Origin of the sequence: Actinoalloteichus spitiensis RMV-1378 (assembly GCF_000239155.1) — a bacterium.
Classification (GTDB): domain Bacteria; phylum Actinomycetota; class Actinomycetes; order Mycobacteriales; family Pseudonocardiaceae; genus Actinoalloteichus_B; species Actinoalloteichus_B spitiensis.
In genome coordinates this window covers 1-1,452 of the sequence record NZ_AGVX02000802.1, presented here as the reverse complement: position 1 = coordinate 1,452, position 1,452 = coordinate 1, and the positions used below count along the sequence as shown (strand labels likewise).

The 1,452-nt window shown below is 73.5% G+C and carries 1 protein-coding gene; it reads left to right on the top strand.

Features of this window, described 5'->3' with window-relative positions; all coding sequences use genetic code 11:
* Positions 1–379 precede the first annotated feature (379 nt).
* Positions 380–1,372, top strand: a complete 993-nt coding sequence (locus tag ACTIDRAF_RS0225420; RefSeq protein ID WP_016701462.1) for a glutathione S-transferase family protein — start codon at positions 380–382, stop codon at positions 1,370–1,372.
* The last annotated feature ends 80 nt before the right edge of the window (positions 1,373–1,452 follow it).

Genomic DNA, 1,452 nt, shown 5'->3' with positions numbered 1-1,452 from the left:
GCGGCCGCGGGGCGGCCGCCCCGCCAGGTCCGCCGTGCTCGGCGGACGGCGCGCTCGCGGACGGTCCGCCGCGCCCGGCCCTCCTCCGGCAGGCGGGCGCGATCCGGAGGCCCGCCCGCGGCGTGGCGAGACGGATTCCCGGACCGGATCGGGCGTGCTGCCGCCCGCCGGCCCCGGTTGCTCCGAACGGCGCTCCGTTGGCGGTCGACCGCTCGCGCGTGCTGCTCCGACCGGTCGCCGTCCCCGCGCCCGGCCGGCGCAGCCGCAGGGGGCGAACGGAGAGTAACAGCGGTTGACCTGGGGTGATGGTCTCCTGGTCACGGGGGCACGACCGGAGCTGCCGGCAGCGTTCCCACCCACGCGAACGTAAGGTGAGGACATGGCGCGTGCGCAATTCGGTGCGGAGACCTCGACCGGGGGCGAGTTCGTCCGTCAGCCGAACAGGTTCACCCACCGGATCACGGCGGACGGGTCCTCCCCCTGGCCGGTGGAGGCGGGGCGGTACCGGCTCATCGTGTCCCTGGCCTGCCCGTGGGCGCACCGGGCGCTGATCGTGCGTCGCCTGCTCGGCCTCGAACAGGCGATCTCGCTCGGGGTGGTGGATCCGATCCGGGACGAGCGCGGCTGGCGCTTCAGCCTGGACGAGGGCGGCCGCGACCCCGTGCTCGGGATCGAGTACCTCTCCGAGGCGTACCTCGCCACCGACCCGGACTTCCAGGGGCGGGTGACCGTGCCCTGCCTGGTGGACGTGCGCACCGGGCAGGTGGTCACCAACGACTACCCCCGGATCACCCTCGACCTCAGCACCGAGTGGCGGGAACTGCACCGGCCCGGTGCGCCCGACCTGTACCCCGCGCCGTTCCGGGCCGAGATCGACCAGGTGAGCGAGCCGATCTTCCGGAACGTGAACAACGGGGTGTACCGCTGCGGGTTCGCCACCTCGCAGGAGGCGTACGAGGCCGCGTTCCACGACCTCTTCGGCGAGCTCGACCGGCTGTCCAACCGGCTCCTCGGCCAGCGCTACCTGGTGGGCGACTCGATCAGCGAGGCCGACATCCGGCTGTTCACCACCCTGGTCCGCTTCGACGCCGTCTACCACGGCCACTTCAAGTGCAACCGGCAGAAGCTCAGCGAGCTCCCGGTGCTCTGGGCCTACGCCAGGGACCTGTTCCAGACCCCCGGGTTCGGCGAGACGGTGAACTTCGACCACATCAAGCGGCACTACTACCAGACCCACGAGCAGCTCAACCCGAACCGGATCGTGCCGGCCGGCCCCGACCTCACCCGCTGGCACGACCCCCACGGCCGCGCCTCGCTCGGGGGGACGCCCTTCGGGGAGGGCACGCCGCCCACCGGGCTCTCACTGATCTGACGACGAGCGCGCCGCCACCGGGACCTCGGCAGCGCGGCGGCGCCCGCCGGTGCCCGTCCGCCACCCGCGGAGGACGGCGG

Excerpts from the sequence above, each read along its gene's own strand:
- ACTIDRAF_RS0225420 (WP_016701462.1), top strand. The coding sequence starts at position 380 with ATGGCGCGTGCGCAATTCGGTGCGGAGACCTCGACCGGGGGCGAGTTC.